The organism is Psychrobacillus sp., assembly GCF_032154225.1.
Taxonomy (GTDB): Bacteria; Bacillota; Bacilli; order Bacillales_A; family Planococcaceae; genus Psychrobacillus.
Window position 1 is genome coordinate 87,715 of record NZ_JALDYF010000015.1, and the last position, 8,363, is coordinate 96,077.

6 protein-coding genes and 1 other RNA gene are annotated in these 8,363 nt (G+C 36.8%); all 7 read right to left on the reverse strand.

Features of this window, described 5'->3' with window-relative positions; all coding sequences use genetic code 11:
- Nucleotides 1–186: 186 nt before the first annotated feature.
- Nucleotides 187–2,043, reverse strand: a complete 1,857-nt coding sequence (locus tag RUH95_RS16590; RefSeq protein WP_313894011.1) for a hemoblobin-interacting domain-containing protein — start codon at nucleotides 2,041–2,043, stop codon at nucleotides 187–189.
- Nucleotides 2,044–2,395: 352 nt separating this feature from the next.
- A non-coding RNA gene (gene ssrS / locus RUH95_RS16595) (6S RNA) lies at nucleotides 2,396–2,590 on the reverse strand.
- A 67-nt stretch (nucleotides 2,591–2,657) separates the two neighbouring features.
- Entirely contained in the window at nucleotides 2,658–3,146 is a 489-nt protein-coding gene (locus RUH95_RS16600; protein WP_313894012.1) for a YhcN/YlaJ family sporulation lipoprotein, read from the reverse strand.
- A gap of 112 nt (nucleotides 3,147–3,258) precedes the next feature.
- Nucleotides 3,259–4,752 (reverse strand): glycerol kinase GlpK, encoded by a 1,494-nt coding sequence (gene glpK, locus RUH95_RS16605; RefSeq protein WP_313894013.1) that lies wholly within the window; start codon nucleotides 4,750–4,752, stop codon nucleotides 3,259–3,261.
- Between the two features lie 25 nt (nucleotides 4,753–4,777).
- Complete coding sequence (locus RUH95_RS16610; protein WP_313894014.1) at nucleotides 4,778–5,608, reverse strand: MIP/aquaporin family protein; 831 nt, start codon at nucleotides 5,606–5,608, stop codon at nucleotides 4,778–4,780.
- 207 nt (nucleotides 5,609–5,815) lie between these two features.
- Nucleotides 5,816–6,370 (reverse strand): glycerol-3-phosphate responsive antiterminator, encoded by a 555-nt coding sequence (locus RUH95_RS16615; protein ID WP_313894015.1) that lies wholly within the window; start codon nucleotides 6,368–6,370, stop codon nucleotides 5,816–5,818.
- Nucleotides 6,371–6,415: 45 nt separating this feature from the next.
- Entirely contained in the window at nucleotides 6,416–8,053 is a 1,638-nt protein-coding gene (locus RUH95_RS16620) for a glycerol-3-phosphate dehydrogenase/oxidase (protein WP_313894016.1), read from the reverse strand.
- Nucleotides 8,054–8,363 lie beyond the last annotated feature (310 nt).

The window sequence follows — 8,363 nt, forward strand, 5'->3', positions numbered from 1 at the left end:
GCATTGTGTACATAACTGCCTCTCCTGGCCCATACATAAATTCGAATATAGGCATCAAAATTGCACTTGAAAGAACTGCCAAGAAACTTCCTGTTGATGATAGATACTTTTCCAAATTCGATCACTCCTTATTTTTTTACATAAAAAGAGCACCCAATTGGATGCCCTTGATGTTTAACAAATCTATTATGGGAGTTTTGGTAATACTTCAAGCGTTATGATAACATCTTGATAGCCCGTTGCTTTAAATGTCCATACCCATGTGAGACTAACTCCATAAAAACCATTAGCTAGTTTAAGTGTTCCATCATTAATTACTATCCTTCCCTTGAAGAAAATCGTGGAACCAATTTGGTTTTTTAAACCTAAACTTTCAAAGGCTGCTCTCCATTCTGGATCGTCTATAAACGTAAACTCAATAGGGGTATTGAAAGGCATTGTTGAAGGTAAAGGTGAAACTGTATTTACAACAGGCGGTACTTTCAAAATGATGGTAGTTATTACTTCTACTAAACCAGTGTCAGCAGTTTTTCCTGAAGCTTTATGTGTCACAGTATACACAACCGTTGAAGAACCATCTGCTTTAACCTTACCATCCATACCATACTTTAAAGGATTAGATGTTGATTTAACCGAAATAGTATAATCAGCGCCAACTGTTGGTAGAGAAACTGTTCCAGCTAGATTTGCAGCAGGAGCAAATGTTAAAGGAATGTTTGCTGCTTCTGTATTTACTAAATCTTGATTTTGTTGGTCTTGTTGTTCTTCTACTAATGTTTTAACGGCATTGATTTTCATTTGTGCGTAAGAAAGTGCTTTTACAACAGCTGCAGTTGTAGTTGCTGCGTTGATTTCAAATGTTCCATCAACTTTATATCCTTTTATTGATGTCCAGTTTGTTGGGCTATAATCAGTATCTTTATAAATTGCTAGCTCTGCAATCGCATCTGTCTTCGCCTTATCTAAGGCTAGAGCCATTTCCTGGGCTATTGTCAGAACTTTATCCACTTCTGCCTTTGCATTATCTAATACTTGTGTAACTTCTGTTGTTGTCTTCGCAGAATTGATAGCGTTTCTCCAAGTTGTTTTTAAAGATAAGATTGTTGTCCAGTTTACAACGCTATAATCTGTTTCGCTTTTATAATCCGTTAACTCTTTTATAGCGTCTGTCTTTGCTAAACGTAATGCTCGTTGTGCGGAAGTTTCTGATAATCCATCGTTACCTCCGCTACCAGTTGATGGTGATGTTACTGGTGGGGTCGGAACTTCTGGTACTACAGGTGCTGGCAATAAGATTGCTTGAAGTCTCTCCAACTCTTTTATTAATGCTTGATGGAAAGAATTTGTATTAGATAGTTTGGCCACTAGGGATGGAATATCCTCTGTCGCTTTTATCGCTTCTTCTTTTTTTCCTGCAAGAAGTAACTGTTGTGCACTTGCTGCTTTCATCATAATAGTTACAGGAATAACCAGTTCATCACGTTTTGCATCCGCTGGCTTTTTATACATTTCTAACAGTAGATGACGAGGTGCTTTACCCGTTAAACGATATAAAATAGACGTTCTTGATTTTAGTTGAACAGATAACTCGTGATAAGCTTTTTCAACTGCTAAAAAATCATTTTTTGCTTCTGCTTCTGTTATTTCTTTTAGTAAGGGCTCCAAATACTTCGATGCGTAGTTATAGGCATCGATATATGGGATAAGCCCTTTTACGATTTTCCCATCATATAATGCGTCTATTTCTTTCAACTTCGCTTGCTTTTCTTTTTCTGAAAGATTAGATGCTAGAATGATCTTTCTTGTTTCTTGGTAGTTCTTCTTTACACTGTTCAGCACCGAATCAAGTGAAGAACTCAGTACTAGTTCCCCTTTTAAAGCAGGTTCTACATAGGACAAAGCCGCTTTTTTCATTTCCATTGTTACATTATCAATCGATTGTTGAACGGAAGTTGTTTCTCCGTATGCGATTGGTGAAAAAGATAAAATGGTTGAAACTAATAAGATAGCCACCGCTATCTCTTTCCATAGTTTTCTTTTCATATTTTTTCTCCTTTTGGAGTATTTATATACACACTCACTTTAAGGATAAACTAAATTCAAATTAACACAATACTGACAAATGTTAGTAGTGACTTTATATCTATATATACTTTTCAATAAATTATAGTTTTGTATTAAAAAAAACGCTCCGATTGGAACGCTCTTACTTAGGTTATTCGATTTTTGTTACAAGGCTTAATGTTCCGACTGTGAACACAAATAAAAAATACACATTATAATAGGTGTAATGGTAGTAGTAATATTTAATAAACAAACCAAAGCTTTTTAACATTTAACAACAACAAAAAAGCACCCTCCGATTAAGGAAGATGCTTACTATAATGATTAATTTAAGTAAGCCGCCTTTGCCGTACTTTAATAAGAAAGTTTTAAACCACCACTTCTAAAAGTGGGTGTTCGCAAAAACTTTCGTGCGTGTCCTCATTGTCAAAAGAGAATAAGGCTTGTCACTCCAGCTTCTATATAAAACTCCCTGTTACAGCATAAAGGTTAAAACTTAATATCCATACGTACAATGCAGCCTATGTGTATATAATAAACCCATTTTACTTATTTATCAACGGAAATTGCTTCCACTTTCTATTTTACATAGTTTAATGCGAATCAGGGAATACTCTTTTTACAGTGTCAGAGAACTCATCAAAAAATCCCTCTACTGGTTCGCCTGCTCTTATTTTATCCCCGTAATCGGTAAATTCCTTTGAAAAGTCTGGGTTTGTTGAGACATATACATTTTTGAAGTCAGCGTTCGTTGCTCTTGCTTCATCTGCTATTTTTGTTTCCAATTCTTCTGTTGCATTTGTGCCATTTTTTAATACAACTGCGACATATGCGTTGTTATCGGTTACAAAAACGTTTGCACTTTCTACTTCCTCCAAGCCAACGATTTTGTCCGAAACATCATCTGCTAATTCGACCTTTTGATCAGTAGTCACTTCATCGTCTTTCACAATCGGTTCAGTCGTTGTTTCATCTACTGTTTCATTATTCTCAACGACTTTTTCATCTTTTTTATTCATGCCACAGCCCATTAACGAACCGATGAGAAGCAATGCCAAAGATATTTGTACTATTTTTTTCAATGAAAATCCTCCTTTTTTATTCCCGTCATGATAGCTTGCACTGTTTTATTCGGATTATTCATCAAAAAAAGAAACTAGGTATAGTAAAACCCCAGTTTCTTCTTAAATCATTTTATTTAAAAATCTGTGCTGCTTTCACAGCTTTTTGCCAGCCTTCGTATAAGCCTTCTCGCTTCTCTTGTTCCATTTCAGGAAGGAATGATCTATCATTCTTCCACTTTTTAGAGATTTCATTTTTATCTTCCCAATAACCAACAGCTAATCCAGCCAAATATGCTGCTCCAAGTGCTGTTGTCTCATTGATCACCGGACGATCAACCTGAACGTCCAATAGATCACTTTGGAATTGCATTAAGAAATTATTTGCTACTGCTCCACCGTCTACACGTAGCGTTTTTAGAGAGATACCTGAATCAGCCTCCATTGCATCCAAAACATCTTTTGTTTGATATGCAAGCGATTCCAAAGTAGCACGTACGAAATGTTCTTTCGATGTTCCTCTAGTTAGTCCAAAAATAGCTCCTCTTACGTCGCTATCCCAATAAGGTGCACCTAAACCAACGAATGCTGGTACTACATAAACGCCATCTGCTGATTCTACTCTATCAGCATATTGCTCACTTTCAGAAGAGTTTCTAAACATTCTTAACCCATCTCGTAGCCATTGAACCGCAGAACCTGCCACAAATATACTTCCTTCTAGGGCATATTCCACTTTCCCATCAATACCCCAAGCAATCGTTGTCAATAAACCATGCTCTGATTTAACAGCTTTTTCTCCCGTGTTCATTAGCATAAAGCAGCCAGTACCGTACGTATTTTTTACCATTCCACTTTCAAAGCATGCTTGCCCAAAAAGAGCTGCTTGTTGGTCTCCTGCAATACCTGCTATTGGTGCTTCATGTCCAAAAAAACGATCCTCATCTGTATGCGCATACACTTCTGATGAAGGGCGCACTTCTGGAAGCATGGAAGCTGGAACACCTAGAATTTCTAGTAGTTCTTCATCCCATTTTAAGTCATAAATATTGTACATAAGTGTTCTAGAAGCATTCGAATAATCCGTTACATGTCTCTTCCCACCTGATAATTTCCAAACAAGCCATGTATCAATCGTTCCGAATAATAGATCTCCGTTTTCTGCTTTTTCTCGAGCACCTTCGACATTATCTAAGATCCACTTTACTTTTGTACCAGAGAAATAAGCATCTATTAATAAGCCAGTTTTATCACGGAATGTATCCGAATGTCCATCCGCTTTTAATTGCTCACATATTTCAGCTGTTTGTCGTGATTGCCAAACGATTGCGTTATAAATAGGATCTCCCGTGTTTTTATCCCAAACGACAGCAGTTTCGCGTTGATTTGTAATTCCGATTCCTGCAATTTGCTCTGCATTTATATTTTTCTCTGATAAAACACCAGCAATTACAGCCAAAATAGAACTCCAAATTTCATCAGCATTATGCTCTACCCAACCTGATTTTGGAAAATATTGTGTAAATTCTTGTTGTGAGGAATGAAAAATATTCCCTTCTTTATCAAACAAAATTGCACGAGAACTAGTTGTTCCTTGATCTAGTGCCAAAATATATTTCTCTGTCATTTGATTTTCCCCCAATATTTAATATTTATAATCTCTCTGCGCTACCTTGTTTCACAGCTACTTTGATATCTTGCTTTAAAGTAAACTGTGCTCCTAAAAGAACTGCAAGTACAATTGCTCCTAATATCCAAAACGCCATGCTGTTAACACCTTTGAAAAATTGTTGATAAAAAAGTGCTCCAAATACTCCTCCGATGATAGGTCCTACAATCGGCACCCATGCATAACTCCAATCCGATGAACCTTTTCCTGAGATTGGAAGAAGGAAGTGTGCAATTCTAGGGCCTAAATCACGTGCTGGATTAATAGCATATCCTGTCGTTCCACCTAGTGATAATCCAATTGCGATAATAAGCGCTCCGACAATTAGTGGATTTAAACCTTCTGTAAATTCATTTGCACCTATCATAAGAATACCAAGAACTAAAATGAATGTTCCAATAATCTCACTTGTAAGATTAGAAAGTGGATGACGAATTGCAGGTGAAGTTGCAAACACACCAAGTTTTGCTCCAGCATCTTCCGTTTCCTTCCAATGAGGTAAATATTGAAAATAAACAATAACCGCTCCGACAATTGCTCCAATCAGTTGCGCTAAAATATACGCTGGTACATCTGCCCATGGGAACTCCCCAATAGACGCCAAACCAATTGTTAGGGCAGGATTTAAATGAGCTCCACTAAAGGCTCCTACTGCGTAGGCTCCCATTGCAACTCCAAGACCCCATCCAACAGTAATAACAATCCATCCTGAACCTTCCGCTTTGGATTTTTTCAGCAGGACACCACCTACAACTCCTGCTCCAAAGACGATTAAAATCATTGTACCAATCAATTCCCCTAAAAACGCTGTCATCTCTTTTCCCCCTTTTTGTAAGCGGTTACGAAAAAGCAAAAAAACTCCACATTTAATCCTCTGCCTATAGCAGAATGAAAAAATGTGGAGCTCAAAACTCAACCACTTTTTTATTAACCTACTAATAGTATATAAAAGTATTCAAACTATTGTCAATATATATTTTTTCTGTGAATAACTTGTTTTTCAAGAAAGTTATGTTGATTATTAACGAAATGCAGTCCATAGCTCAGTATTCGACGTAGTTACAGCTTTCGCTCCAGCATCTAACGCATCTTGAACATGCTCTACAGAACGGATTAACCCTCCGCTAATAATTGGAATTCCTGTTCTAGTATGAACTTCACTTATTAGCTGAGGAATAACTCCTGGTAATATTTCGATAAAATCTGGTTGTGTTCTTTCTATTAAAGAATAGCTTTTTTCTAGAGCAATCGTATCCAATAAAAACATACGTTGGATGGCAATGATTCCTTTTGATTTTGCTTTCAAAATCATATTCGCCCGGGTAGATATTATACCCGCCGGACGAATATCATTACAAAGAAATTCTGCCGCATAGTCATCTGTTTTTAAGCCTTGAATTAAATCTGCGTGGATAATTAATTTTTTTCCATACTTATTTGCTTCTGCTTTAATGGTCTTTAAGTTGCTTATATGCACTTCTAGTAAGACAACATATTCAAATTCACTAGTTAATAGCTGCTCTAACTGTTTTAAACTTCTCAATGCTGGTAGAATTTTTTGATTATGAAAAGGCATTTCATTTACCTCCTGTAACGTTCTATTTAATACTTATATCATATCTTATCGTACAGTTGTTGCGTGAGTGATTTCCTGCTCTAACTCTTGGTTGTATGCCGTTTTTTGTTCATCCGTCCAATTAAAGATAGAAGCCATTTCAGATATAACTTTGTCTTTCCATTCATATACAGCAGTAATATTAAATAATAATTGTCCAGTTCTTCTTATAAAGAAATCGACAGGCTTCGCAGCCATTTCATGATGAATTGCATACATTAACTGGGCATATAAGACGCGAGGAAGATTTTGTTCCGCTTTTGGCAAGTATGAAAATACAGTATCAACATTTGACCCGTATAGTTTTACAAGTTGAGTAGCTTCTTTTTCTGCTAAACCACTGCTTTGTCCTTGCTTCACTTTTTCACGAATAAATTGTTCCATTTTAGAAGAACCACCGATATTTCCACCTGAAATCGGCAATTTTTTCGTTATACTTGGTCCAAATTTGTGTTCTGTCGATAATTTTTGGACAACCATATTCACAACATTTTCTGCCATTTTTCGGTAACCTGTTAACTTCCCACCTGCAATTGTTATTAATCCACTTTCTGATTCCCATACTTCATCTTTTCTCGAAATTTCAGAAGGATTTTTCCCATCTTCATGAATTAATGGACGAACTCCGGCCCAGCCCGATTCTATATCTTTCTCCAACACATTTAACTCAGGGAACATATACTGAATGGCATTCAAAACATATTCTCTATCTTCTTTTGAAATGCTCATATCTTTTGGATCGCCTTTATAAAAAGTATCTGTCGTCCCTACATATGCTTTTCCGTCTCTTGGAATAGCAAATACCATTCTTCCATCAGGAGTATCGAAATACACTGCTTGATGTAGCGGGAAAATGGATTGATCAAATACAAGATGAACCCCTTTTGATAGGATCAAACTTTTATTACTCTTAGAACCATCCACGCTTCTTAAATCATCTACCCATGGACCTGTCGCATTCACTACTTTATTCGCTTGAATTTGAACATTTTTCCCTGTTAAAAGATCCTCAATGGATACTCCAGTTATTTTTTTCTGATCATTATATATAAACTTATCTGCCTTCGCATAATTGACGATAGATGCTCCTTTTTCAGCAGCAGATTTTATCACTTCTATCGTTAATCTGGCGTCATCTGTACGGTATTCTACATACAAACCGCCGCCAAGTAAGCCTTCTTTTTTAACAAGAGGTGCTTTGCGAATCGTCTCTTCCTTCGAAAGCATTTTTCTTCTTTCCGCTTTTTTAACTCCAGCCAAAAAGTCATAAACTCTTAGACCAAACGAAGTAGAAACTTTTCCGAAAGTTCCTCCTTTATGGAAAGGCAGTAACATCCATTCGGGTGTCGTAACATGGGGGCCATTTTCGTAAACAATTGCTCGTTCTTTCCCAAGCTCCGCTACTTCTTTAATCTCGAATTGTTTTAAATAACGCAATCCACCATGCACAAGCTTAGTAGATCTGCTAGATGTCCCCGACGCAAAGTCTTGCATTTCTACAAGCGCAACCTTTAAGCCGCGTGTTACAGCATCTAATGCGATTCCGGCACCAGTAATTCCGCCTCCGATTACTAATAAGTCAAAATATTCCTTCTCCATTGCATCTAATGTTGCGCTTCTTTCAACCGCTGAAAATTGAACCATTATCCTTCTCCCTTTCACTCTATCTTTTATAATAATAAAAAAAAGAGACCTTAACGCACACTATTGCATAAACGCAATAATGTCGTTAGGTCTCTCAAAAGCTCAAACCATAATTATTAACTTGCTTACAGTTTATCACAGACAAATCATTTTGTGAATTATTTTGACACGTCAGTTGATTATCCTATTTTTTGAAGATTTATATCTATAGGAAAGAACACCCCTCTTTCGTACTTTATATAAAATGCGTCTTAGTAGAGAGTTTCGGCAGGGATTTACGCTACAGGGAGGACGCTTTCCGTGGGGCGGG